Origin of the sequence: Streptomyces californicus (genome assembly GCF_000717645.1) — a bacterium.
In the GTDB taxonomy this organism is placed as follows: Bacteria; Actinomycetota; Actinomycetes; order Streptomycetales; family Streptomycetaceae; genus Streptomyces; species Streptomyces californicus.
The window spans coordinates 109046-133351 of the sequence record NZ_JNZZ01000018.1 but is presented as its reverse complement, the minus strand read 5'-3'; the positions used below and the strand labels follow the sequence as shown (position 1 = coordinate 133351).

20 protein-coding genes are annotated in these 24306 nt (G+C 72.7%); 7 read left to right on the top strand and 13 right to left on the bottom strand.

The window, feature by feature from the left end:
- Positions 1–140: 140 nt before the first annotated feature.
- Entirely contained in the window at positions 141–1436 is a 1296-nt protein-coding gene (gene serB, locus IF19_RS0123900; protein WP_030117445.1) for a phosphoserine phosphatase SerB, read from the top strand.
- Positions 1437–1689: 253 nt separating this feature from the next.
- Here serB and IF19_RS0123895 read toward each other — a convergent pair whose 3' ends face one another.
- The 4 genes from IF19_RS0123895 to IF19_RS0123880 form a co-directional block, all read right to left on the bottom strand.
- Positions 1690–2208: a SixA phosphatase family protein gene (locus IF19_RS0123895; protein ID WP_030117444.1), complete on the bottom strand. Its 519-nt coding sequence runs from the start codon at positions 2206–2208 to the stop codon at positions 1690–1692.
- Positions 2209–2300: 92 nt separating this feature from the next.
- On the bottom strand, positions 2301–2507 hold the full coding sequence (locus IF19_RS0123890) for a hypothetical protein (protein ID WP_030117443.1): 207 nt from the start codon (positions 2505–2507) through the stop codon (positions 2301–2303).
- A gap of 198 nt (positions 2508–2705) precedes the next feature.
- Complete coding sequence (locus IF19_RS1000000138705; RefSeq protein WP_006123569.1) at positions 2706–2822, bottom strand: SGM_5486 family transporter-associated protein; 117 nt, start codon at positions 2820–2822, stop codon at positions 2706–2708.
- A gap of 17 nt (positions 2823–2839) precedes the next feature.
- Entirely contained in the window at positions 2840–4141 is a 1302-nt protein-coding gene (locus IF19_RS0123880; RefSeq protein ID WP_030120072.1) for a CynX/NimT family MFS transporter, read from the bottom strand.
- A gap of 199 nt (positions 4142–4340) precedes the next feature.
- Here IF19_RS0123880 and IF19_RS0123875 point away from each other — a divergent pair, with 199 nt between their 5' ends.
- Positions 4341–5099: a FadR/GntR family transcriptional regulator gene (locus tag IF19_RS0123875; RefSeq protein ID WP_223872640.1), complete on the top strand. Its 759-nt coding sequence runs from the start codon at positions 4341–4343 to the stop codon at positions 5097–5099.
- Between the two features lie 139 nt (positions 5100–5238).
- On the opposite strand, the gene IF19_RS0123870 is transcribed toward IF19_RS0123875, so the two are convergent.
- From IF19_RS0123870 to IF19_RS0123850, 5 genes are all read right to left on the bottom strand, one after another.
- Positions 5239–5631: a hypothetical protein gene (locus IF19_RS0123870; RefSeq protein ID WP_030117440.1), complete on the bottom strand. Its 393-nt coding sequence runs from the start codon at positions 5629–5631 to the stop codon at positions 5239–5241.
- Between the two features lie 184 nt (positions 5632–5815).
- Positions 5816–6583 (bottom strand): enoyl-ACP reductase FabI, encoded by a 768-nt coding sequence (gene fabI / locus IF19_RS0123865; RefSeq protein ID WP_030117439.1) that lies wholly within the window; start codon positions 6581–6583, stop codon positions 5816–5818.
- A 5-nt stretch (positions 6584–6588) separates the two neighbouring features.
- A complete protein-coding gene (gene fabG, locus IF19_RS0123860; RefSeq protein ID WP_030117438.1) occupies positions 6589–7308 on the bottom strand; it encodes a 3-oxoacyl-[acyl-carrier-protein] reductase in 720 nt (239 codons plus the stop codon).
- Positions 7309–7508: 200 nt separating this feature from the next.
- The gene (locus tag IF19_RS0123855) at positions 7509–9020 is read right to left on the bottom strand and encodes a hypothetical protein (RefSeq protein ID WP_030117437.1); all 1512 of its coding nucleotides are present in this window, start codon (positions 9018–9020) and stop codon (positions 7509–7511) included.
- Position 9021: 1 nt separating this feature from the next.
- Positions 9022–14769: a hypothetical protein gene (locus IF19_RS0123850; protein WP_128647578.1), complete on the bottom strand. Its 5748-nt coding sequence runs from the start codon at positions 14767–14769 to the stop codon at positions 9022–9024.
- Positions 14770–15027: 258 nt separating this feature from the next.
- Between IF19_RS0123850 and IF19_RS0123845 the strand changes: the two genes are divergently transcribed.
- Genes IF19_RS0123845 through tyrS form a run of 3 tightly spaced genes read left to right on the top strand, consistent with a single transcriptional unit; the run spans position 15028 to position 19264 of the window.
- On the top strand, positions 15028–16551 hold the full coding sequence (locus IF19_RS0123845; RefSeq protein ID WP_030117434.1) for a TldD/PmbA family protein: 1524 nt from the start codon (positions 15028–15030) through the stop codon (positions 16549–16551).
- Complete coding sequence (locus IF19_RS0123840) at positions 16548–17942, top strand: metallopeptidase TldD-related protein (protein ID WP_030117433.1); 1395 nt, start codon at positions 16548–16550, stop codon at positions 17940–17942. The genes IF19_RS0123845 and IF19_RS0123840 overlap by 4 nt, the downstream gene beginning before the upstream one ends.
- A 50-nt stretch (positions 17943–17992) precedes the next feature.
- The gene (gene tyrS / locus IF19_RS0123835) at positions 17993–19264 is read left to right on the top strand and encodes a tyrosine--tRNA ligase (protein WP_030117432.1); all 1272 of its coding nucleotides are present in this window, start codon (positions 17993–17995) and stop codon (positions 19262–19264) included.
- A gap of 148 nt (positions 19265–19412) precedes the next feature.
- Here the strand turns inward: tyrS and IF19_RS0123830 are convergent, their stop codons facing one another.
- Positions 19413–19688, bottom strand: coding sequence for a GlsB/YeaQ/YmgE family stress response membrane protein (locus tag IF19_RS0123830; RefSeq protein ID WP_030117431.1), 276 nt, complete (start codon positions 19686–19688; stop codon positions 19413–19415).
- 200 nt (positions 19689–19888) lie between these two features.
- Here IF19_RS0123830 and IF19_RS0123825 point away from each other — a divergent pair, with 200 nt between their 5' ends.
- Positions 19889–20266 carry a DUF3099 domain-containing protein gene (locus tag IF19_RS0123825; protein ID WP_030117430.1) on the top strand — a complete coding sequence of 126 codons (378 nt, stop codon included), beginning with the start codon at positions 19889–19891 and terminating at the stop codon, positions 20264–20266.
- A gap of 242 nt (positions 20267–20508) precedes the next feature.
- On the top strand, positions 20509–20772 hold the full coding sequence (locus IF19_RS0123820) for a hypothetical protein (RefSeq protein WP_030196409.1): 264 nt from the start codon (positions 20509–20511) through the stop codon (positions 20770–20772).
- Between the two features lie 32 nt (positions 20773–20804).
- Here IF19_RS0123820 and moaA read toward each other — a convergent pair whose 3' ends face one another.
- The 3 genes from moaA to IF19_RS0123805 all read right to left on the bottom strand — a co-directional run bounded on the left by moaA (position 20805) and on the right by IF19_RS0123805 (position 24026).
- Positions 20805–21794, bottom strand: coding sequence for a GTP 3',8-cyclase MoaA (moaA, locus tag IF19_RS0123815; RefSeq protein WP_030196405.1), 990 nt, complete (start codon positions 21792–21794; stop codon positions 20805–20807).
- Between the two features lie 226 nt (positions 21795–22020).
- Positions 22021–23664, bottom strand: coding sequence for a solute symporter family protein (locus IF19_RS0123810; RefSeq protein ID WP_030117427.1), 1644 nt, complete (start codon positions 23662–23664; stop codon positions 22021–22023).
- A complete protein-coding gene (locus IF19_RS0123805; RefSeq protein WP_030117426.1) occupies positions 23661–24026 on the bottom strand; it encodes a DUF485 domain-containing protein in 366 nt (121 codons plus the stop codon). Before IF19_RS0123805 ends, IF19_RS0123810 begins: the two co-directional genes overlap by 4 nt.
- Positions 24027–24306: the final 280 nt, after the last annotated feature.

Below are 24306 nucleotides of genomic sequence, written 5' to 3'. Positions count from 1 at the left end.
CGGTACGGGAGCCCGGTCGCGGGAAGGCGCTCACGGGAGCCCGGTCGCGGGAGGACAGTCGCGGGAGGCCGGGGCGAAGGCGTCCGGCACTCGGGACGGTCGGCCGGGGGCGGCGGCGGGACCGATACGGTGGGAGCACCATGAGCGCACCCCAGCCATCCCAGCCCCTCCCGTCTTCCGGGTCCGTCGAGCCCCCCGAGCCCCGTCGGGTCGACGGGGCGGGTGGCGAGCCCTCCCGGACCGGCGACTCCCCCACTCTTCTCGTCAAGATCTTCGGCAAGGACCGGCCCGGTATCACCGCCGGCCTCTTCGACACCCTCGCCGCGTACGCGGTCGACGTCGTGGACATCGAGCAGGTCGTCACCCGGGGACGCATCGTGCTCTGCGCCCTTGTGACCCCGCCCGCCGTGGGCGGGAGCACGGAGGGCGATCTGCGGGCGACCGTGCACAGCTGGGCCGACTCGCTGAACCTCCAGGCCGAGATCATCTCCGGCATCGGCGACAACCGCCCCCGCGGCGACGGCCGTTCGTACGTGACGGTGCTGGGGCATCCGCTGACGGCGGAGTCGACCGCCGCCATAGCGGCCAGCATCACCTCGACCGGCGGGAACATCGACCGGATCTTCCGGCTGGCGAAGTACCCGGTCACCGCCGTCGAGTTCGCGGTGTCGGGGACCGGGACCGAGCAGTTGCGGACGGCGCTCGCGACCGAGGCGGCGGAGATCGGCGTGGACGTCGCGGTGGTCTCGGCGGGCCTGAGCCGCCGGGCCCAGCGCCTGGTGGTGATGGACGTCGACTCCACGCTGATCCAGGACGAGGTCATCGAGCTGTTCGCGGCGCACGCGGGCTGCGAGGACAAGGTCGCCGAGGTGACCGAGCAGGCGATGCGCGGCGAGCTGGACTTCGAGCAGTCGCTGCACGCCCGGGTCGCGCTGCTGGCCGGTCTGGACGCCTCGGTGGTGGACAAGGTCCGCGCCGAGGTGCGGCTCACCCCGGGCGCCCGCACTCTCATCCGTACGCTGAAGCGGCTCGGCTACCAGGTCGGCGTGGTCTCCGGCGGTTTCACGCAGGTCACGGACGACCTGAAGGAGCGGCTCGGCCTCGACTTCGCCTCGGCCAACACCCTGGAAGTGGTGGACGGCAGGCTGACCGGCCGGGTCGTCGGCGAGGTGGTGGACCGGGCGGGCAAGGCGCGGCTGCTGCGGAGCTTCGCCGAGCAGGCCGGGGTGCCGCTGGCGCAGACGGTGGCGATCGGGGACGGGGCGAACGACCTCGACATGCTCAACACCGCCGGGCTCGGTGTCGCGTTCAACGCCAAGCCGGTGGTCCGGGAGGCGGCGCACACCGCGGTGAACGTGCCGTTCCTGGACACGGTGCTCTATCTGCTCGGTATCACCCGGGAAGAGGTGGAGGCGGCGGACGGCCTCGTCGGCTGACCTCCCCCGGGGCCCGGTCCCGATCCCGGGGCCGGGGCCCGGCGGATTCGGCCCGGCGGAGTTTCGGCCCGGCGGAGTTTCGGCCCGGCGGATTCGGAGCCGTACGCGGAGTGCTCCCCGGCCCGCGGCTCCGGTGGCTCACGTGCGACGGCCCCGGCACAGAGGATGTGCCGGGGCCGCGGCGCGCGTGCCCGCGGTAGGGCGGGCGGTCGGTCCTACGGGCGCGTGGGGCGCGGTCGGTCGTGGGGGCGGCTCAGTCGTTCGGCGTCCAGTACTCGGTGAGCTTGCCGGCCCCGTGTTCCACGCTCTTCCAGGAGCCGGGGAACTCCACCACGGCGTACGAGGCGGTGGGGAAGCCGTCCCGGGTCATCCGGGCCAGGGTGTCGCCCTCGGCGGAACCGGAGAGGGCGTCGGCGGCCCCGTGCATCCCGGGGTTGTGGCCGATGACCAGGAGGTTGCGCACCTCGTCCGGGGTCTCGTTGAACAGGGCGATCAGCTCACCGAGGGACGCCTCGTACAGCCTCTCCTCGTAGACGGTCCGGGGACGCTCGGCGAACTCGTGGACTGCCAGCTTCCAGGTCTCCCGCGTCCGGACGGCGCTGGAGCAGAGGGCCAGGTCGAAGTCGATGCCGGAATCGGCGAGCCGGCGGCCGGCGACGGGCGCGTCCTTGCGTCCGCGTTCGGCCAGCGGGCGCTCATGGTCGGAAGCCTGTGACCATTCCGCCTTGGCATGCCGGAGAAGGACGATCCTGCGAGGTGTCTCGACGCTCATACATCTCAGCTTCGCATGAAAACCGGCCTGTGGCGCAGGGTGTTGACGGGCTCGTCCGGGGAGGCGGCGCAGTGGCCGGGGGCCGGCCGGGCTCAGCGGAACAGCAGCCGGAGGGTGTACTCGACCAGCTGTCCCAGCACGGGGGCGCCGGTGGCGGCATGCGCCTGCGCGGGGCTGAGGATCATGGTCAGCAGGACGGCGAAGGCGGCCGCGGGCAGGACCACAGCCCACCAGGGCAGGCGGATCGGGACACCGCCCGCGGGCGGGCCGGGGGACTTGGGGTGCGTCGGTGCCGGCATGTCCGCCTCCGTCGGGTCATCGGGTCGTCACCGATGAACTTACGGACCGCGGGGGGCCGCTTCCATCCGGTGACCCACCCACCCGACCCTGACCCTGGCCCCCTAGGGGTAGGGGAGTTAACCCCACCCCCCGCATACGGGCTCCGGGCTCCGGGGCCGGCGGAATCGGGCCGTCGGCGCCGGAACAGGTTCCGGACGTCAGGGCGAGGCGATCGTGGCGATCACACCGATGACGACGGTGACGAGAAGCATGGCCCCGAAGACGAGGAGAAGCTTCTTCTGGCCGTTCTGGGGATTCGGATCGAGCACTGGCATGAGGTCAGTGTCGCATCTCAGCACTCGTCCTCGATCGTCCGGTCCCGTCCCGCGAGGAAACCGACCGCCATCTGCGGGATCATCAGTCCGGCCATCAGGGCGATCGGGAGGCCCCAGCCGCCGCTGTGCTGGTAGAGGACGCCGACGAGCAGCGGGCCGGGGATGGAGATCAGGTAGCCGGTGGACTGGGCGAAGGCGGAGAGCCGGACCACGCCCGCGCCGGACCGGGCCCGCATGCCGATCATCGTGAGAGCGAGCGGGAAGGCGCAGTTGGCCACACCGAGGAGCAGCGCCCAGGCCCAGGCTCCGGCCGCGGGGGCGAGGTAGAGGCCGCCGTAGCCGATCAGGCCGCACAGGCCGAGGACGACGACGATGGGGCCCTGCTGGCGCAGCCGTGAGGCGACCCGGGGGATGACGAAGGCCAGCGGGACGCCCATCGCCATGGTGACCGCGAGCAGCAGCCCGGCGGTGCCCGCGGAGACCCCGGCGTCGCGGAAGATCTGCGGCATCCAGCCCATCGTGATGTACGCGGCGGTGGCCTGGAGCCCGAAGAAGCAGGCGAGGGCCCACGCGGTGCGGCTGCGGGTGATCCGGAGCGCCGGGGCGTCCGCGCCGGAGGCGGCGGGGACCGGGACGGCCGGCGCGGGCGCCGGGGTGCGGTCGCGGACGAGGACGATCCAGGGCAGCACCGCGGCGGCGGCGAGACCGGCCCAGACGGCCAGCCCGGTCTGCCAGTTCCCGCCCAGGGCGCCGGTGACGGGGACGGTGAGGGCGGCGGCCAGGGCGGTGCCGAGGGCCAGGGCCATGGAGTAGAGGCCGGTCATGCTGCCGACGCGGTCGGGGAACCAGCGCTTGACGATGACCGGCATCAGGATGTTGCTGACCGCGATGCCCATCAGCGCCAGCGCGCTGGCGGCCAGGAAGCCGGCGGTGGAGCCGACGTACGGGCGGATGCCCACGCCGATCGCGATGGCGGCCATGCCCGCGCAGACGACGGCGCCCGCGCCGAAGCGGCGGGCCAGACGCGGTGCCATCACGCCGAAGACGGCGAAGCAGAGCGGCGGTACGGAGGTGAGCACCCCGGCCACGCTCCCGCTCATGTGCAGCCCGTCGCGGACCTCCTCCAGGAGGGCGCCGAGGCTGGTAATGGCGGGGCGGAGGTTCAGGGCGGCCAGGACGAGCCCCACGGCGATGAGGCGCAGCAGCCAGGGCGCCGGGGGCTCGTTCGCGTCGGGGAGCCGCGGCGCGCGGAGGTCGGGGGCGGTGCGCGGGGTGGGGGCGCTCTTCAGGGTCGCGGTCTGCGTATCGTCGTCCGGCATAGCCCCATCATAGAATCATGGGATGATTGATTGTCCACTCCGTTCCACCCTCCGAACGCTCCCCCGCCGCCGGCGGCCGACCGCCCCTCACTCCCGACGACCCGCCCGTCCCACCCAGTGACCGCCCGGGCCACCTGAGAGAATCCGGCCCGACCCCTTCCCGCCCGGCGCTGCCGGGAGGGACCGAGCAAGGAGCACCATGGCGTTGACGTCCCCGCGGCGTTCGGCACTCTCCGACCAGGTGATCGCCCAGCTGAGGAACCAGATCACCTCGGGCGAGTGGCCGGTCGGCTCGCGGATCCCGACCGAACCCGAACTGGTCGAGCAGCTGGGCGTGGCCCGCAACACCGTCCGGGAGGCCGTACGGGCGCTCGCGCACAACGGGCTCCTGGACATCCGGCAGGGCTCGGGCACGTACGTGGTCGCCACCAGCGAGCTGGCCGGGGTGATGCACCGCAGGTTCGCCGCCGCCGACCCGCGGCACATCGCCGAGCTGCGTTCGACGCTGGAGTCGTCGGCGGCCCGGCTGGCGGCGGTCCGGCGCACGGAACGGGATCTGCGGCAGCTGGACACGGTGATGGCGCGCCGGGAGGAGGCGTGGGCCTCGGGCGACACGGAGGCGTTCGTCGCAGCGGACGCGACGCTGCACCTGGCAGTGGTGGCGGCCTCGCACAACGACGTGCTGACCGAGCTGTACGCCGACCTCGGGGACCTGCTGCGCGACTATCTGCGCGGTGACGTGGGACCGGAACTGCGCCCGGAGAACCACATGGACCACGGGCGGCTGGTGGAGGCGATCCGGGCCGGGGACGCGGAGACGGCGGCGGCGGAGGCGGCGAGCCACGCGTTGAAGTGGCTGGAGCCGCGCACCGGACCGGACGCCGGACCGGGTACGGATGCCTCCGGCGAACCCCGCCCCGCGCCGGACGGCGCCTCCCGCACCGCGACGACCGGCTGACCGCCCCGCGGCCAACGGCTTCGCCGCGGCCGGCTGACCGCACGGCTTCGGGGCGGCGCAACTGACCGCACCCGCCCGCACCGCACCCGCACCCGCACCCGCACCCGCACCGAAGCCGTTGACCACGGGGTGGGGGCCGTCACGGAGCGGGGCGGTGGCTCACCCAGGCCGTGGCGACCTCTTTCCAGCAGCGGTCCTCCAGCCGTACGGTCCGGCCGGGCTCCACCGCGATGGCCTCGCCGTCCGCGTCGACGTCCCACCACCGGTCGCACTCGGTGTGCAGCCGGACGAGGTCGACGGAGGGGTAGGGGTTGTGGCAGTACGCGACGACCCGGGAGCCCTCGACGGACGTACGGCACTCCGAGCCCGCCGGTTCGGGCTCCGGCGGCTCCGCTCCCGTACCGGAGCCGGCCGAGTCGCCGGTGGCGGAATCGGCCCCCGTGGCGGCGTGGACGCCCAGCGGTACGGCGAGGGCCGCGGCGGCCAGCGGGGCGAGCAGGAGGAGACGGGTCCGTCGGCGCGTGGGGCGCACAGCGATCTCCCTCCCGCAGCCTGACCAGAAGTCCGGTTCCTTCTCATTCTGCGGGGGATCGCCCGACTTTTCGACCGGAGCGGCAGCGAGGGGCCACGGAGCGTGAACGGCCCCCGGCCGCGTACCGCCTCCGCCGTGGGAGGGGTGACGCGGCCGGGGGCCGTACGGCGCGGGCCGTGCGCGGTCAGGCGCCCATCATGTGCACGCCGCTGTCGACGTGGATGATCTCGCCCGTGGTGCGCGGGAAGAAGTCGGAGAGCAGGGCCACGATGCTGCGGCCGGCCGGCTCCGGGTCGTTCATGTCCCAGGCCAGCGGGGCGCGGGTGTTCCAGACGTCGGCCAGCTCCTCGAAGCCCGGGATGGACTTGGCGGCCATGGAGCGGAGCGGTCCGGCGGAGATCAGGTTGCAGCGCAGCCCGTCCTTGCCCAGGTCGCGGGCGAGGTAGCGGGAGGTGGCCTCCAGCGCGGCCTTGGCCGGGCCCATCCAGTCGTACTGCGGCCAGGCGTACTGGGCGTCGAAGGTGAGGCCGACGATCGAGCCGCCCTCGCTCATCAGCGGCTTGCAGGCCATGGCGAGCGACTTCAGGGAGAACGCCGAGACGTGCATCGCGGTGGCGACGGACTCGAACGGCGTGTTGAGGAAGTTGCCGCCGAGCGCGTCCTGCGGCGCGAAGCCGATGGAGTGGACGACGCCGTCCAGCGAACCGAGCTCCTCGCGCACCAGGCCGGCCAGCCGGTCCAGGTGCTCCTGGTCGGTCACGTCCAGCTCGATGACCTTGGCCGGCTTCGGCAGCTTCCGGGCGATGCGCTCGGTCAGGGTGGGGCGGGGGAAGGCCGTCAGGATGACCTCGGCGCCCTGCTCCTGGGCCACCTTCGCGGCGTGGAACGCGATGGACGACTCCATCAGCACCCCGGTGATCAGGATGCGCTTGCCGTCGAGAATTCCGCTCATGGTGATCAGTGACCCATGCCCAATCCGCCGTCAACGGGAATGACGGCTCCAGTGATGTACGACGCGTCGTCGGAGGCGAGGAAGCGCACCGCGGCGGCGATCTCCTCGGGCCGCGCGTAACGGCCGAGCGGCACCTGGGCGACGATGCCCTTGCGCTGCTCCTCGGTGAGCACCTGGGTCATGTCGGTGTCGACAAAACCGGGGGCGACGACGTTGAAGGTGATGTTCCGCGAGCCGAGTTCGCGGGCCAGCGACCGGGCGAAGCCGACGAGACCGGCCTTGGAGGCGGCGTAGTTGGCCTGCCCGGCCGAGCCGAGGAGTCCGACGACGGAGGAGATCAGGACGACGCGGCCCTTCTTGGCGCGCAGCATGCCGCGGTTGGCGCGCTTGACGACCCGGAAGGTGCCGGTGAGGTTGGTGTCGACGACGGAGGTGAAATCGTCCTCCGACATCCGCATCAGCAACTGGTCCTTGGTGATGCCGGCGTTGGCGACCAGCACCTCGACGGGACCGTGCTTCTCCTCGATCTCCTTGTATGCCTGCTCCACCTGCTCGGCGTCCGTGATGTCGCAGCGGACCGCGAGGACACCGGCGTCGGTGAGGATCTGAGGGGGCTCTCCGGAGCGGTAGGTGATCGCGACCTGGTCGCCGTTGTCGGCGAAGGCGCGGGCGATGGCGAGGCCGATGCCCCGGTTTCCTCCGGTGACGAGAACCGAGCGGCTCATCGGATCACCCTTTCCTTGGCGGTCTGGTGCGTGTTCCCGGGCGGTCGGGTACGTCGAAAACCTATCGGTACCGTGCGCCGATCGAGGAATCGGGCCCTGACAGTGGCTTGTCCGGGGCGCTGTCGGGTTCCTACAGTCCCCGTCACCGGGTGTGTGGTGCACGCATGCGCCGCGCGCCGGGGCGCGGTTGATCCGCGGTGTCAGGAAGTGCGCAGGTCCGACCGGGACAGCTCGTCGCGGAACTCCTTGAGGGTGGCGTCGTGCAGCACGGACCGGTGGGACAGGATGTTGCGCACCTTGACCAGGAGTCTCAGGAGCTGTGCCTCGTGGCCGGGCAGCGCGACCGCGCCCTGGCGGTGGGCGTGGAGCAGTTCCCCCACCTGGATTTCGAGGAAGGCCCGTTCGGGTCGGTCGCGCAGATGGAGGGCGGGGCGCTCGATGTAGTCCTCGACGACGCTCTCGACCGGGCGCTTGAGGTGGCTCAGGGAGCGTACGGCCAGCCGTTGCCGCGCCTCCTCGATCCACGGGAGCACCACCCGCTGCTGGGCCTGCGCGATCAACGCGGCCAGCCGGGCCCGGGCGTCCCCGGTCAGTTCCGCGGCCGGGCCGACGGGGTACCAGGTGCCCGGATGCGGGCGCAGCCGTCCCTCCCAGGCGGCGATGGCTCCTCCCGACCACGCTTCGCGGACATCGGTTCCGGGGCGGCGCCGGGCCCCCATCCGGGCGGGCGCCTCGGCGGTGCCGCCGGTCACGGGCGGGCCGGCGGCGAGACATCGCCGGAGGGCGGCGTCGAGGGTGCGCTGCTGTCCGTCCCAGCCGAGGGCGAGTCCGCGCGCCAGCTCCAGGTCCGGCCCGCAGATCTCGACCACGGTCTCCGCCGTGAGCTGGCGCCGCACGCGCTCCCCCGACGAGTCGCCGTCCTGGCCCGCCGTGCGCGCGGCGGCCAGGCAGGACGCGACGGCGGTCGAGACGTCCAGCCGCCCCAGCGCGTCCCACCACCAGTGGACGGCCGTCGCCCCCGAGTCCTGGTGCAGTTCGTCCGGCAGCCCCTCGGGCAGATCGCGCAGCCGGGCCACGACGAACAGTCTGGGCCGCTCCCCCGGAGGCAGGCCGGCCGCCCTGACCGCCGCCGACAGCGAGCGGTGCAGCCCCTCGATGCCGGCCCCGCGCACCGGCCCGCCGTCCGGTTCGGCCCAGGCGCGTATGCCGATCACGGGCGGGGGCGTCCCGTCGTCCGGGAACGTGAGCCAGCCGGCGACGTCGTCGGCCGGGGCGGAGAGTTCCTTGGCGATCCGTGCCGCCAGGTCGCGCTGCGGGAGGGGCGTGCCGCTCCCACCGGACCGGGGAGCGGGGATCGCGGGGGCGTACCCGTCCCCTTCCCAGCCGAGGTCGAAGCCGTCGTCGTACTGGTCGAGATAGGGGAGCTGGTCGGTGTCGGGCCCGTACCCGGCGTCCCACGACGGGTGGCTCGCGGCCCCCTCGGCGGGCGGCGGGAGCTCGGCGTCCCCGGTCGGGGGCACGTCGATGTGCCGTCGAGTGCCGGACAGGGCCCGCAGATACAGCTCGTCGGCCTGCCCCGTGGCCACCAGCCGGTCGGGCAGCAGCCAGACGCTGTGCAGGCCGGTGCGCAGGGTCTCCGTCACCCCGCGCACCTGTCCGCGCGCGCCGGGGAGGTCGGCCAGGGCGGGCGGCCCCGCCGGCTCGTCCGCCATCTCACCGCTCCCCGGCGGCGCTCGCGCGCACCGCGCGGTAGGTCACCGGTTCCACGGCGAAGCCGTGGTCCGTGCTGTCGAGGAGGCCGAGCCGCTCCAGGCGGGTCAGCCACGCGTCGGTGTCCTGTTCGTCGCGCTCGATCGCGGCCTGGACGTCGTCGAGGGGAGCGCCCTGGCCCTCCTCGACGTAGCCGGTCCACGCGGTGAGCAGGCTCAGGTCCCCGGCGTCCAGACCGGCCCGGCGCAGGTGCAGTTCCGTGTTGGCCGGCCGGTTGATCACGGCGCGGATCCGTTCGACCGCCTGGACGAGCGTGGCGCCGTGCACCGACACGTCCGTCACCGCCGCCTCCATCCAGTGCGGCCAGCCGCCGGTGGCCGCGACCAGTCGGCTCCGGTCCTCACGGGATACGAAGGGGCACTCGGACCAGGCGCGCAGCGCGTCGGCCGTCCAGCGTTCGGGCCGCAGGCGCCTGACGGAGAGCTCCTCCCCCGCGGCCGCCTCCAACTCGGCGACGGTCGTCGCGTCGGCCACGACGACGGCGGAGCGGTTCGCGGTGCTGCTGGTGCGCCGCGCGGCCTGCCTGACGAGGTCGTCCGAGGCCGGACCGGCGTGGTTGAGCAGCACCTGGACCGCGGTGCGCAGCTCGCCCGCGCTGCTTCCGCGGAGGTCGGCGATGAGGAGATGCGCCTTGCGCCGGCGCTGTTTGACCAGGGCCTGCAGGTCTCCGCCCCGCTCGTGCTTGAGCACTTCCACGCCCCGGTTCTCGGCGAAGGCGGCGACCGCCTGCCGCACCAGCTCCGGCCGGAAGAGGTCGGTGGTGCCGATGACGCTCACGCCCGGCTGGGCGGTGTCGTGCAGTTGCTCCTCGGTGAGCGGGCTGTAGCGCTGCACGCTGTGCCGGTCCCGTCCCAGGACCCGTCGCGCGGCCCGGGGGTTGTAGTCGTAGGGCAGCCCGAACTCGGTCTCCTTGAGTTCGAGTTCGAGCTCCTCGCGCGTGCCGAGCATGTTGACGACGTTGGGGCTGCGCACCGCGAAGCGGGACCGGTCACCGAGCTGGATGAGCAGGCCGAGGCCGACCATCTCGGTCAGGAAGATCTGGGCCTGCTTGGCGCTCAGCATCTCGAAGCCCTGCGGCCACGCCTCGCGGGCCTCCTGCAGCAGGGCACTGGCCGTGTAGTCGCCCCGGTAGCCGTCCTTGAGGCTTCGCAGGGCGATCACCAGGGCGAGGACCCGGTAGCGGTCCTCCAGGTTGATCGTGAAGCGGAGCCGCTCGGCGATCTGCCGTCGTACGGTCTCCGAGGCGGCGACCTTCTGCACGTCGTCCTCGGTGATGGGGACGGTGCCGTCGGAGAACGCGTAGGGGCGGGAGTGCAGGGCGCGCACCAGCTCGCGGCAGAAGATCTGCACGAGGTTGGCCTGGTAGTTGGTGATGGCGAGGATCCGCCAGACCAGTTCGGCCCGCTCGAACGTGTAGCCCAGGGCGGCCATCGGTTCGGTGACCAGCCGGATGGCGGCCTGCTGCCCCAGGGGGCCGACCAGCACGTCGGGGCCGCCGTGCACGGTGGAGACGTTGGAGAGGTGGCCGAACCGCTGCACCTGGTGCAGACCGGCGAACACGATCTTGAACCGGCGTTCCGTCTGTTCCATGAGCCGCTGGAACAGCATGACGTTGGGAAAGGTCGACTCGCTGCCGAGCCGGAAGGCGCGCCGGGAGTCGGTGTTGAGGAAGGCGTCCGCCTCGTCCGCGAGGACAAGGACGCGCCGGGTGTCGTCCTCGTCGAGCCAGGTGCGGAGGTTCTTCACCACCACTTCGGGGCTCGCCTGCTCGGACATCTTGTTGTTGAAGACCCCCTTGCGTTTGAGGTCCTCCACCAGCCTGCTCCAGATCCGCTCCGGAGCCTCCGCGTGGCCGATCTCAGCCTTGAGCAGGTCCAGGTAGACGGCGACATGGGTGTCGGCCCGGCTGGGGAAGATCTCCGCGACCCGGCGCAGCAGCGCGGACTTGCCGAGCTGGCGGCCGCCGTAGAGGAACATCCCGCCCTCGCGCCCCATGACTTCGCGCATCTCGTCGTCGCGTCCGTAGAAGACCTCCGGCGGCACCAGGCCGGCGACGAACGGGGTGTAGGGGTTGTACGCCGCCCAGGGCAGGGTCACGCGCTGGAGGGACCGGAAGGCGCCGGGGGCGCGCGCGGCCATCCAGCCCATGACGGCGGAGTCGACGACGAGGGCCTGCTGGGCGAAGGAACGGGCCGACTCCGCGAGGCCGCGCCGCCCGTCGGCGCCGAGGGGGTGGAGGTAGAGGACGATGTTGGCTCCCACGTCGGCGTCCTCCACGTGGGCGAGCGGCCCGTCGGCGGGCTGCTCCTCCCAGACCAGCAGGATCGTGTACGACGTGGCGCGCGAGCCGAGTGCCGCGACGTAGCCGACCCTTTCGGCGACGTTCGCCCGCACCTTGAAGCGACGCATCCCCTGGCCGAGGGCGGCCCGGTCGGTGTGGAGCTGGCTCCCGGAGAGTTCGAGCCCGAGCAGTCTCAGGACCCGGGGCAGATGCTGCTGCCACTCGCTGCTGCGCCCCTGTCTGGTGCACAGGGCCCGCCAGGAGTCGAGTCCGGCGCGGGCCGCCTGGGTGAGGGAGGCGCTGGGGTCGCTGTACCGCCGGGCCCACCAGTGGGCCTCGACGCCCTCTCCCCCGGCGCGGGGTGCGTCGGGGGAGACCACGCCGTCGAGGAAGCCCGCCAGTTCGTCTCCCTCGTCCGCGATGCGCTCGGGCAGGGGCTGGTGGCTCGACGCGAGCGCGAGGAACTCCTGTGCGGTGACCGTGTCGCCCTCGTCGATGAGGCGGGCGATGCGGTCGTGGTCGACCGGGTCCATCGGGTGGTCGGGGTCGCGGCGAAGCTGGGCCAGGTCCTGGCGGAGGACGCGGGTGGCCTCGTCCACCAGGGAGGACAGCTCCCCCTCCAGTGCCTCCAGCGCCTCCAGGGCGTAGCGGTAACGCCCCGTCTCCTCGCCGTCGGCGAACTCCTGGAGGCGGCCGGCGAACTCGCGCTCCCGGTCGGGCGCCAACTGGTTGAGCGTCCGCATCTGGGCGAGCAGTCCGGCGGCGGCGCGGTGGTGGGAGCCGACCTTGCGGCGCCAGTCCTCGTGCCCCTGGGTCAGGCGGTGCTGGGCCGCCTCGGTCCACTCCGGACCGGTGCCGAAGGCGGCCGGTTCGCGCTCGGCGACGGCGACGAGCGCGCCGGCCAGGTGGAGGTCGCCGCTCTCCAGGTAGCGGCCGAGGGCCGATTCCGCGTCCACGGGCGCGAGGAGCGCCGCCATCCGACGGGCCGTACGCGGGTCGTCGAGCTCGGGTTCGCCGTCGGGCCCGCGGGGCAGGTCCGGCAGGCCCAGCAGGCAGTCGGCGGCCGGAACGGGGCCCCCGTCGTCCCGGATGCGCTCGGCGCTCTCCGCCGACGGGACGGGTTCGCCGGCCAGCCATCTGCGCAGCAGTCCGAGGGCCGCGCCGCCCACTCCGGTCGGCTCGGGGTGGTCCGCCAGGTCCCGCACCACCGAGACCAGTTCGGGGATGCCCCGCTCGTTGGCCCCGGGCTGGGGGCGGTTCGCCGCGGCGGCTGCCTCGGCCCGCATCATGACCTCGCCGACGGAGCGGCACGCGCTGTGGAGCTGTCGGAGCGCCCCGGCGGTTATCGGTTCCTTCGCCTGCTTGGAGGTACGGAACAGGGCGTCGGTGTCCTGGATGAGGCGGTCGATGTCCTCGGGGCGCCAGAGCTCCTCCCCGAGGACGCGGAATCCGCCGGTCCTGGGCCCCTGATCGCCCTCCGACCACTCGATGACTCGGTTCAGCGCCTGGCGGAGCCGTCCGGACGGGCCCACCAGGTGCTGAAGGACCTGGGAAGCGCGCTGGTACTTCATCTTGCGGCGCGGCAGGTCGTCAAGGAGCCGGCGGGCGGTGCGGCCGATCTCGTCGCGGGCGTCGGCCTCCAGCCGCCCCTCGTCGGCCTGCACCATGCCCGGCTCGAAGACCCTCCCGTCGCGTACGGCGGAGACCAGCACGTCGAGGAGGTGCTGCCAGGGTCCGGTGAGACCGGCCGGGGAGACGAACCCGCTGATCAGGACGTGCGGCCAACGGGCGGTCACACCGGTACGGAGCGCGGCGGCCAGCGCGACGAGGTGCGCCTCGCGGTCCTCCGCCGCCAGCCCGGGCTCGAACTCGTGGGCGATCTGCACGGGGGTGGCCTCGGCGTCGGACACGCAGCCGAACGCGGCGGCGGCGAAGGCGAGGGCCCTGGCGCGCACGGGGCGCTCGTCGGAGGCGACGGTCATCCAGTACGCCTCCGCCACCCGGCTCTCCGCCAGCAGACGCACGACGGGGGAGACCGTCCCGGTGTCCCAGGGCGCCCGCGGGTCCCAGTCGGGACGATCGACGCCCTCGGGCCACGCCTCCTCGTCCGACGGGGCGAGTCGCTGCGGGAGCACCGCCGGGTGCTCCCGCGCGGAGTGCGGTGCGGCCGTGTGCCCCGCCCCCGGCCCGACCACGTCGCGCGGTGCGGGCTCGGGCCGCTCCGGAACGGAGGCCGGAGGCGGTTCGGGCGCCCCCTCCTCGTTCACGTCCCCCCGCGCCTCCTTCTCGTCCCTCTCGTCCTCCGGGCGGGAGGCCGGAGGCGCTTCGGCTTCTCCGCGCGCCTCGTCCGGGTCGGTCACGTCCGGAGCGACCGCTTCCGGCTCGGCCGCGTCCGGGTCGGTCACGTCCGGGTCGGTCACCTCGGGGCGGGTCCGGGCAGGCGGCTCGGTCTCCGCCGCCGGGGTTCCCGCGTCGGCGTCGGCCCCCGCTTCGGCGTCCGCCTCCGGGGCCGTGGGCGGAGCCTCCCGCGCCGCGGCGCCGGTCACATCGCCGTACTGCTCCAACTGCTTCCGGATGCGCTGCAGATGGCGTCGGAGATCGTCGGCCTCCTCCCCCTCGTCCGCCATCTCCAGCAGCTGGGCGTACGTCGCCGCCTTGCGCAGGAGCGCGTCGGCCTGCTCCTTCCGGGCGCCGCGCAGACGGGCGAGCGCCGACTCGGCCACCTCGTATCCGTCGTCCTCCGGCCACGGGCAGCCTTCCGCGCCCAGGCTCTCGGCGGCCCTCCCCCGGTCGTCCGTCCACCGGATCAGCGCGTCGGCGACACCGTCCGGCGGCACGCTTCCGGCCTCGACCGCGGCGGCCGACGCGCGCAGGGCGTCCGCCAGCCGCCGGCCCGAACTCTGCAGCTCCGCCAGCATGTCCTGCGCGGCCTCGACGGGCCCGGTCCTCTCCATCGGGGCGACTACCTCAATCTCCGGCCCGGAACTCCGGGGCGCTTCGGGAAGAACTCGTCCGGTCACTCCGCCGCTGGGCCCAGGGACCCCCGGAGGCCGGGAGGGAACATCGGGCGGCAAGCGGTCCGCCGCCGCCCTCAGACGCCGTTCGTGCCGGTGGGCCTGTCCGGCCGCGGGCAGGCCGTGCGCCTCGGGGCAGAGCAGCGCGTACAGCGCCCAGTGTGCGAGGGGCGGCTCCAGCACGGCGAGCATCTCCTCGAGCTGCTCGTCGGTGGGCTCGTCCACGGTCCCGGGCGGATAGCCGTGCTCCCGCACCAGGGTCTGGACCGACCAGGCCAGGCCGCAGGCCGCCATCCCCTGCAGTCCGGGGTGCCGGGCCTTGGCCAGCCACACCCGCACGGCGCGCAGATCGCGGCGGGTCGGCGCCTGACGCCCGGGTCGTGCGGCGCCGTGCACGCACTTTCCGTGGCGAAGGCAGTGGTGCCGCGCCAGGAGCGTACGCAGATCCGCCTCGTTCAAGGACGAGAGCCAGGCTTTCAGTCCCACCGCCCACCCGTGCATACGGGGATCCTCTCACCGTGTCGCGGCCGGGGTCCACGGAGTCGGCGGAACGCGTGACGGAAGGTCAGGTTCCGGTCGCGCGCGCGACCGGGCCCGGTGCCGCCGCCCGGAGGCGTGGTTCACTGCCGTGATGGTTCGAGAAGGGAACTCCCTGTGCCCCACGAGGTAGATCAGTCATTTCTGGCCCTGCCGTCGCGCGCGCTGGCGGACGCGGCGCTCGCGCGGGCGCGGGCGCTCGGCGCGACGCACGCCGACTTCCGGCTGGAGCGGGTGCGCGGTGCCACGTGGCGGCTGCGGGACGCCCGCCCGGCCGGGGCGTCCGACAGCACGGACCTCGGGTACGCGGTGCGCGTGGTGCACGGCGGGGCGTGGGGGTTCGCCTCGGGCGTGGACCTGACGATGGACGCGGCCGCGAAGGTGGCCTCGCAGGCCGTCGCGATGGCCAAGCTGTCGGCGAAGGTGATCGCGGCCGCCGGCTCGGACGAGGTGGTGGAGCTGGCGGACGAGCCGTCGCACGGCGAGCGGACCTGGGTCTCGGCGTACGACGTCGACCCCTTCTCCGTACCGGACGAGGAGAAGGCGGCGCTGCTCGCCGAGTGGAGCGGACGACTGCTGGGCGCGGCGGGCGTCGCGCATGTGGACGCGTCCCTGATGGCCGTGCACGAGAACAAGTTCTACGCGGACACGGCCGGGACCGTCACCACGCAGCAACGGGTGCGGGTCCACCCGCAGTTGACCGCCGTCGCGGTGGACGGCGCGACCGGCGAGTTCGACTCGATGCGGACGCTCGCGCCGCCGGTGGGCCGGGGCTGGGAGTACCTCACCGGGACCGGCTGGGACTGGGAGGCCGAACTGGAGCAGATCCCGGGGCTGCTCGCGGAGAAGATGCGCGCGCCGGGCGTGGAGGCGGGGGCGTACGACCTGGTCGTCGATCCGTCGAACCTGTGGCTGACCATCCACGAGTCCATCGGCCACGCCACCGAGCTGGACCGGGCGCTGGGGTACGAGGCGGCGTACGCCGGGACCTCGTTCGCCACCTTCGACCAGCTCGGCAAGCTGGTCTACGGCTCCCCCGTGATGAACGTGACGGGTGACCGCACCGCCGAGCACGGGCTCGCGACCATCGGGTACGACGACGAGGGCGTCGAGGCGCAGTCGTGGGACCTGGTGAAGGACGGCACCCTCGTCGGCTACCAGCTGGACCGCCGGATCGCGAAGCTGACGGGGCTCGGACGCTCCAACGGCTGCGCGTTCGCGGACTCGCCGGGCCACGTCCCCGTACAGCGCATGGCGAACGTGTCGCTGCGGCCGGAGCCGGGCGGACTGTCCACGGAGGACCTGATCGGCGGGGTCGAGCGCGGGATCTACGTGGTCGGCGACCGGTCCTGGTCCATCGACATGCAGCGCCACAACTTCCAGTTCACCGGGCAGCGGTTCTTCCGCATCGAGAACGGCAGGCTCGCCGGGCAGCTGCGCGACGTGGCGTACCAGGCGACGACCACGGACTTCTGGGGCTCGATGGAGAAGGTGGGCGGGCCGCAGACGTACGTCCTCGGTGGCGCGTTCAACTGCGGCAAGGCCCAGCCGAGCCAGGTCGCGGCGGTCTCGCACGGCTGCCCCTCCGCCCTCTTCCGGGGCGTCAACATCCTCAACACGACGCAGGAGGCCGGGCGATGAGCCGCGTCAGCAAGCCGTACGAGATCGTCGAGCGGGCGCTGGAGCTGTCCACCACGGACGGTCTGGTGGTCATCGCCGACGAGCAGTCCTCGGCCAACCTGCGCTGGGCGGGCAACGCGCTCACCACGAACGGCGTGACCCGGGGCCGTACCCTCACGGTCGTCGCGACCGCGGACGGGGCGCGGGGGACGGCGTCGGGCGTCGTCTCCCGGTCCGCCGTGACCTCCGAGGAGCTGGAGCCGCTGGTACGGGCCGCCGAGGCGGCGGCCCGGGGCGCGGGCCCGGCGGAGGACGCGCAGCCGCTGGTGAGCGGGGTGCCCTCCTCCCCCGACTTCACGGACGCGCCCGCCGAGACCGGCTCCGAGGTCTTCGCGGGCTTCGCCCCGGCGCTCGGCGACGCCTTCGCCCGCGCCCGGTCCGGGGGGCGCGAGCTGTACGGCTTCGCCCATCACGAGATGACCTCCACCTATCTGGGGACGTCCACGGGGCTGCGGCTGCGCCACGACCAGCCGAACGGGACGCTGGAGCTGAACGCGAAGTCGCCGGACCGTACGCGCTCCGCGTGGGCGGGCCGCGCCACCCGGGACTTCACGGACGTCGACCCGGCGGCGATGGACGCGGAGCTGGCGCGGCGGCTGCGCTGGGCGGAGCGGCGGGTCGAGCTGCCCGCCGGGCGGTACGAGACGCTGCTGCCGCCGACCGCGGTGGCGGATCTGCTGATCTACCAGTTCTGGTCGTCGACCGCGCGGGACGCGGTGGAGGGCCGGACGGTGTTCTCGACGCCGGGCGGCGGCACGCGGCTGGGCGAGACGCTCTCGCCGCTGCCGCTCACCCTGCGCAGCGATCCGTACGCGCCGGGCCTGGAGTCGGCCCCGTTCGTGATCGCGCACTCCTCCGGCGACAGCGGCTCCGTCTTCGACAACGGGCTGCCGCTGGCGTCGACGGACTGGGTCCGGGAGGGGAGGCTGGAACGGCTGACGACGACCCGGCACTCGGCGGGGCTGACCGGGCTCCCGGTCGCCCCGGCCGTCGACAACCTGCTGCTGGAGGGCGGCGGCGAGCGGACGCTGGAGGAGATGGTCGCCGCGACCACCGGGCGGGCGCTGCTGCTGACCTGCCTCTGGTACATCCGCGAGGTGGACCCGGCGACGCTGCTGCTGACCGGGCTGACCCGGGACGGCGTGTATCTGGTCGAGGACGGCGAGGTCGTCGGCGAGGTGAACAACTTCCGGTTCAACGAGTCGCCGGTGGACCTGCTGTCGCGGGCCTCGGAGGCCGGGCGTACGGAGCGGACGCTGCCGCGCGAGTGGGGCGACTGGTTCACCCGGGCGGCGATGCCGGCACTGCGCGTCCCGGACTTCAACATGAGCTCGGTCAGCCCGGGCGTGTGACCCGCCTAGACTGATCCGTACACCTACCAGGCATAAGGAGCACCGGAACCGTGACGGACATCGTCGACGAGCTGAAGTGGCGCGGGCTGTTCGCCCAGTCCACTGACGAGGACGCATTGCGCAAGGCTCTCGCGGACGGTCCCGTCACCTTCTATTGCGGCTTCGACCCGACCGCGGCCAGCCTGCACGTGGGGCACCTGGTGCAGGTGCTCACCATGCGGCGGCTCCAGCAGGCCGGGCTGAAGCCGCTCGCGCTGGTCGGCGGGGCCACGGGGCAGATCGGCGACCCGCGGCCCACCGCCGAGCGGACGCTGAACGACCCGGAGACCATCGCCGCCTGGGTGGGGCGGCTGCGCAGGCAGATCGAGCCCTTCCTCACCTTCGAGGGCCCGAACGCGGCGACGATGGTCAACAACCTGGACTGGACCGCGGGCATGTCCGCGATCGAGTTCCTGCGGGACATCGGCAAGCACTTCCGGGTCAACAAGATGCTCACCAAGGACTCGGTCGCCCGGCGGCTGGAGTCGCAGGAGGGCATCAGCTACACCGAGTTCAGCTACCAGCTCCTCCAGGGCATGGACTTCCTGGAGCTGTACCGCCGACACGGCTGCACCCTCCAGCAGGGCGGCAGCGACCAGTGGGGCAACCTCACCGCGGGCATCGACCTCATCCACCGCCTGGAGCCGGGCGCCGTCGTGCACGCGCTGGCGACGCCGCTGATGACGAAGGCGGACGGGACGAAGTTCGGCAAGTCGGAGAGCGGCGCCGTCTGGCTCGACCCGGAGATGACGACGCCGTACGCGTTCTACCAGTTCTGGCTGAACGTGGACGACCGGGACGTCTCGCGCTACCTGCGCATCCTCAGCTTCAGGAGCCGTGAGGAGCTGGAGGAGCTGGAGAAGCTGACGGAGGAGCGGCCGCAGGCGCGGTCCGCGCAGCGCGCGCTGGCCGAGGAGCTGACGACGCTGGTGCACGGCGGCGCGCAGTGCGCGGCCGTGATCGCGGCGTCGAAGGCGCTGTTCGGCCAGGGCGATCTGGCCGAGCTGGACGAGGCGACGCTGAGCGCCGCCCTGTCCGAGGTGCCGCACGCCGCGGTGGCCGAGCTGGGCCCGCTGGTCGATCTCCTGGTGGAGGTCGGTCTGGCGCCCAGCAAGTCGGGGGCCCGGCGCACGGTCAAGGAGGGCGGCGCCTACGTGAACAACGTGAAGGTCGTCGACGGCGAGGCCGCCCCGGAGGCCGGCGAGCTGCTGCACGGGCGGTGGCTGGTGCTGCGCCGGGGCAAGAAGAACCTGGCGGCCGTGGAGGTCCGCCCGGCCGGCTGACCCCTGGCGCCTGCCCTCAGGGCACCCGGCGCCGAGGCGCTGTCCGCCGTACCGCGGCGGGCAGCCGACGCACCGCACGTACGCGAACGCCGCGGCCGGACACGCTTCCACACGTGTCCGGCCGCGGCGCTGTGCCGGGGGCGGCTGGTCAGGTTCTCCGCCGGTTGCCCCGGATCGCCTGCCAGGCCATGTCGCCGACGGCGACGACCGCCACGGCGCCCGCCAGTTGCAGCACATGGCGGATCCAGTCGATGCCCTTGGTGTCCTCGACGCCGATCCAGCCGGCGACGGCATTGCCCAGGATGCTGCCGAGGATGCCGAACACGACGGTCAGCCAGAGCGGGATGTCCTGTTTGCCGGGCAGGATCGCTCTGGCGATGACACCGAGCACCAGCCCCACGATGATTGCCCACAACCAGCCCATTTCGCCTCCTCGTACGGCGCGGAGTGCGCGTCCGTCCAGTCTTGGGCCGCCGTTCGGGCGGCGCATGCCCGGTTGGGCCGTCCGGGGGACGCCGGCGCTCACCCGGAGGCGCGCCCCGGTCTCCTGTCCGGCGGGCGGCGGGCGTACCGTGGAGCGAGCGCGGGCCCGGGAAGTCCGGTGTCGAGATCGGGTGGTGGAGCATGCTGCGGAAGAACGCGGGTCCGGAGGTCATTCGGATCACGGGCGCCCGTCAGGGGCTGACGGAGGACGTCCGGGGCCGCCAGCGGCGCTACGTCATCTCGATGTCGGTGCGCACGGTGTCGGTGGTGCTGGCCGCGGTGCTGTGGAACGTCGAGCGGCATGTGGCGATCGTGGCGCTGGTGCTGGGCGTTCTGCTGCCGTACATCGCGGTGGTCATCGCCAACGCGGGCCGGGAGAACGCGACTTCGCTGCCGACGACGTTCGTCGCGATGCCGATGCAGCCCGCTCTGGGGGCGGGGCCGGTGTCCGGCACGGCGGAGGCCGGGGACGCCGCCGGGGCGTCGGGGCGGGTTCCCCCGCCGCAGGGGCACTCCTGACCTCACCCGTCTCGCGGGGCCGGGAAAAGGTCAGATCAATCATGACGTTCCGGTGCACCGCACCCGGGTCCCCGTGACATACTTCCCTCACGCTCCGCATCCCCCGTCGGAGCGACAGACCGACGCCGGGCAGCTCCCCCCGTGGCTGCCCGGCGTCGTTTTTTCATGGCCGGGCAGGGGGCGTGTTTCCTGGCCGGGCAGGGGTCGGTCAGCGGTGAGGCGTCTGGCTTAGGCTGGGACGCGTGATCTTTCCCGAGACGTCCGCCGAGACTCCCGCCGGCGCCCCGGTCTGCTCCGCCAAGGGGTGCCGGGCCGAAGCCGTGTGGGTGCTCGCCTGGAACAACCCCAAGCTGCACACGCCGGAGCGGCGCAAGACCTGGCTAGCCTGCGACGAGCACCGAGAGCACCTGTCCTCGTTCCTCGACGTACGGGGTTTCCTCAAGGACGTCGTGACGCTGAAGGACTGGGAGTCCGAGGACGGCCCCGGGGCGGGTCCGCGGGCCTGAGGCGCGGTGGCCGGTCGCGGACGGCGGCCGCCTCAGCCGCCGATCGCGGACATGGGGCGGTCGGGCTGCAGGAAGCTCGGGTCGTCCAGTCCGGAGCCCGCCTTCTTGCCCCACATGGCCGTCTTCCAGAGCCGGGCGATCTCCTCGTCGGGCGCCTCCCCGCGCAGCGCTGCGCGCAGGTCGGTCTCCTCGCGGGCGAAGAGGCAGGTGCGGACCTGGCCGTCGGCGGTGAGCCGGGTGCGGTCGCAGGCGCGGCAGAACGGCCGGGTGACGGAGGCGATCACCCCGACGCGGTGCGGGCCGCCGTCGACGGTCCAGCGCTCGGCGGGGGCGGAGCCGCGGGTCTCGTCACCCTCGGGGGTGAGGGTGAAGCGGGTGCGCAGCGAGGCGAGGATGTCCCCGGCGGTGATCATGCCGTCGCGCTTCCAGCCGTGCTGGGCGTCGAGGGGCATCTGCTCGATGAAGCGGAGCTCGTACCCGTGGGCGACGGCCCAGGCGAGCAGGTCGGGGGCCTCGTCGTCGTTGAGGCCCGGCATCAGGACGGAGTTGACCTTCACCGGGGTGAGTCCGGCCTCGTGGGCGGCCCGGAGACCGTCCAGTACGTCCTGGTGGCGGTCCCGGCGGGTAAGGGTCTTGAAGACGTCGGGGCGCAGGGTGTCCAGCGAGACGTTGACCCGGTCGAGTCCGGCCGCCTTGAGGGCGGTGGCGGTCCGCTTGAGGCCGATGCCGTTGGTCGTGAGCGACATGCGGGGGCGCGGGGTGAGCGCGGCGCACTGCTCGACGATGGAGACGAGGCCGGGGCGGAGCAGAGGCTCGCCGCCGGTGAAGCGGACCTCGGTGATGCCGAGCGAGGTGACGGCGATGCGGATGAGGCGCACGATCTCGTCGTCGGAGAGCAGCTCGCTCTTGCCGAGCCACTGCAGGCCCTCTTCCGGCATGCAGTAGGTGCAGCGCAGATTGCACTTGTCGGTGAGTGACACGCGCAGGTCGGTGGCGACCCGGTCGTAGGTGTCGATGAGCACGGTGGGTCCCTCCCCCGGTGGTGCTGTCGCTTTTCCGGTTTCTTCCCTCACCCCCGAGCCTACGTGAGACGTGTGACATCGGCGTGGCCCGTTTGCCACGAGGTGCGGCCGGGCCGCGTCGTAGGGTCCTACGACGCGGCCCGGCCGCGGGTGGTGGGCGATGCGCCGAGACGTCGCCGGCGTCGCCCCAAAAAGCGCCCCGGTGCCGGGGTCGCCGTCGGGTCCGTCAGTGGGCCCCGATGCCGGTGAGGGACTTGACCTCCAGCTCGGCGTACTTGTCGGCGTCGGGCTTCTCCTTGGAGAGCAGCGATCCGATCCAGCCGAGCAGGAAGCCGAGCGGGATCGAGATCAGGCCGGGGTTCTCCAGCGGGAACCAGGCGAAGTCGACGTCGGGGAACATCGAGGTCGGCTTGGAGGAGACGACCGGCGAGAACAGCACCAGCAGGACGGAGGAGGCGAGACCTCCGTAGATGGACCAGAGGGCCCCGGTGGTGGTGAACCGCTTCCAGAAGAGGCTGTAGAGGATCGTCGGCAGGTTGGCGGAGGCGGCGACCGCGAAGGCCAGGGCGACGAGTCCGGCGACATTGAGGTCGCGGGCGAGGGCGCCCAGCGCGATGGAGACGATGCCGATGGCGACGGTGGCCCAGCGCGCGGCGCGGACCTCCTCCTTCTCGGTGGCCTGTCCCTTGCGGATGACGTTGGCGTAGATGTCGTGGGCGAAGGACGAGGAGGAGGCGAGGGTGAGTCCGGCGACGACGGCCAGGATGGTGGCGAAGGCGACGGCGGAGATCACCGCGAGGAGGATGGCGCCGCCGGTGGATCCGGAGCCGCCGCCGATCTCCAGTGCGGCGAGCGGCGCCGCGGTGTTGCCCGCCTTGTTGGAGGCGATGATGTCGCCGGGCTTGAGGATCGCGGCGGCGCCGAAGCCGAGCACGATCGTCATCAGGTAGAAGGCGCCGATGATGCCGATCGCCCAGTTCACGGACTTACGGGCGGCCTTGGCGGTGGGCACCGTGTAGAAGCGGATCAGGATGTGCGGCAGTCCGGCGGTGCCGAGGACCAGGGCGATGCCGAGCGAGATGAAGTCCAGCTTGGAGACGCCGGTGGCGCCGTACTTCAGACCGGGCTCCAGGAAGGCCGCGCCCTTGCCGCTGTTGCTGGCGGCGGTGCCGAGCAGGTCGGAGATGTTGAAGTTGAACTTCAGCAGGATCAGGAAGGTGATGAGCAGGGTGCCCGCGATGAGCAGGACGGCCTTGACCATCTGCACCCAGGTGGTGCCCTTCATGCCGCCGATGGTGACGTAGAGGATCATGAGCACGCCGACCAGGGCGACGATCAGGATCTTCCCGGCGTCGCTGGTGATGCCGAGCAGCAGCGAGACGAGGACGCCCGCGCCGGCCATCTGAGCCAGCAGGTAGAAGATCGAGACGACGATCGTGGAGGTGCCGGCGGCGGTGCGGACGGGGCGCTGGCGCATCCGGTAGGCGAGGACGTCGCCCATGGTGTAGCGGCCGGAGTTGCGCAGCGGTTCGGCGACCAGGAGCAGGGCGACGAGCCAGGCGACCAGGAAGCCGATGGAGTAGAGGAAGCCGTCGTAGCCGAAGAGGGCGATGGCTCCGGCGATGCCGAGGAAGGACGCGGCGGACATGTAGTCGCCGGAGACCGCGAGTCCGTTCTGGAATCCGGTGAACTGGCGGCCTCCCGCGTAGAAGTCGGAGGCGCTCTTGGTCTGGCGGCCGGCCCAGACGGTGATGAAGAGGGTCGCCACGACGAAGGCGGCGAACAGGGTGATGATCAGCGGCCGGTGCTCGCTCGCCCCCTCGGTGGCGGCGAGCTGGACGGCGGGGTGGAGGGTGTGGGCGGCGCTCATACGTCGGCCTCCATACGGGACTTGATCGCTTCGGCCTTCGGGTCGAGCTTGGTGGCGGCGTGCCGCGAGTAGAGCCAGGCGATGAGGAAGGTGGTGGCGAACTGGGCGAGGCCGAGGACGAGCGCCATGTTGATGTTGCCGACGACCTTGGTGGCCATGAACCCGCCCGCGTAGTTGCAGAGCAGGACGTACAGCAGGTACCAGGTCACGAACGCGATGGTCAGCGGGAAGGCGAAGGACCGGTGGGAGCGGCGGAGGTCGGCGAATTCCGGGCTCGCCTGCATCGCGACGAACGCCTCGGTGGTGGGCTGGGCGGGTCCGCCGGGCGATGTGCCCTCGGGCGGCGGTGCATCGGTAGCCACGGATTCTCCTCGCGACGCGGGTGCGGTGGGCTGGGGTGCGGTGGGTGTCAAGGAAGCCTCGTTACCGGGGGACGGTGATGTGCCTCCTGGACAACGGCACGGAGGGCGTGACGAAGCGGTTCACCGCGTCTTTCGCCTTCTCGCCGCGGGGTGTTTCGCCTTCTCGGGGGCGTCGCGGCCCGTCCGGTCGCCTCGGCGTCACCCGTTCGCGTTCGGCCGCATCAGTCACTCTTCGAACTCACTTGCCCGGAAACGTTGATGCGCCGGGATGATCGGCGAT